At 36.2% G+C, this 1,182-nt stretch carries 1 protein-coding gene; it reads left to right on the top strand.

Annotated elements, in window-relative coordinates:
• Positions 1-73 precede the first annotated feature (73 nt).
• A protein-coding gene (locus D9K81_RS18205) for an IS4 family transposase (RefSeq protein ID WP_100607964.1) occupies positions 74-1,164 on the top strand; the annotation gives its coding sequence in 2 pieces (ribosomal slippage) (positions 74-614 and positions 614-1,164; 1,092 coding nt in all).
• The last annotated feature ends 18 nt before the right edge of the window (positions 1,165-1,182 follow it).

Raw genomic sequence — 1,182 nt, 5'->3', positions numbered from 1 at the left:
TTCTCTGTACACGACAAAAATATATAACTCATTGAAATAATGTCACAATAATTGTTTTCTAACGACGAATACTATGACACATCTCAATGAGTTATATCTTATCTTAAACAAATCTCTAAAATGGAACAAGTCACATTTAAAGTGCTTTGCGCTCATCATGCTTGTGATCATTTTAAAGCAAACATGTAATCTTTCTTCTGCATCTAAAGCCTTGCCCATCAAGTGCTTACCACAATCATTTTATCGACGTATGCAGCGCTTCTTTGCAGGTCAGTATTTTGATTATCGTCAAATTTCTCAGTTGATTTTCAATATGTTTTCATTCGACAAAGTGCAACTGACTTTAGATAGAACCAATTGGAAATGGGGAAAACGAAATATTAATATCCTGATGCTTGCGATCGTTTATCGTGGAATAGCGATACCTATCGTTTGGACATTGCTTAATAAACGTGGAAATTCAGATACGAAAGAGCGGATTGCTTTGATTCAACGCTTTATATCCATTTTTGGTAAAGACCGTATTGTGAATGTGTTCGCAGACAGAGAGTTTATCGGTGAGCAGTGGTTTACATGGTTAATTGAACAAGACATCAACTTCTGCATTCGTGTTAAAAAAACTTCATTGTCACCAATCATTTAGGGAAGAATCATAAAATTAGTGATTTATTTCGCCATCTTCAACTTGGTCAAATTGAATGTCGTAAACGACGGATTTTGGTTGGTCGGGTGAAACTATATATGAGTGCACTACAGTTAGAAAATGGAGAGCTTTTACTCGTCGTTTCTCCTCAGTTTAATGCCAATGCTATTCAGGATTATGCATTACGCTGGGAAATTGAAACCTTATTCAGTTGTCTCAAAGGACGAGGATTCAATCTTGAAAATACGCGCTTGACAGACCCTAGACGAGTGAAAAAATTGATTGCGGTCTTAGCTATAAGCTTCTGTTGGTGCTACTTAACGGGTGAATGGCAACATGATCAAAAAAAAGCGATAAAAATAAAGAAGCATGGACGACTCTCAATGAGTTTATTTCGCTATGGTTTAGACTATGTTCAAATGGCGATTCAGCGTTTAATTGGTTTTGGGAAAAAAGAAGAGTTTAAGGAAATTCTGGCAATTTTAAGAAGGCAGATGCCTGATAGGATAAGAGTTCTGTGAAATTTGTCGTGTACAGAG

This window comes from Acinetobacter chengduensis (assembly GCF_003664645.1).
Lineage (GTDB): Bacteria > Pseudomonadota > Gammaproteobacteria > Pseudomonadales > Moraxellaceae > Acinetobacter > Acinetobacter chengduensis.
The sequence above is the reverse complement of the archived record's forward strand: the minus strand, read 5'-3'. Positions and strand labels throughout refer to the sequence as shown.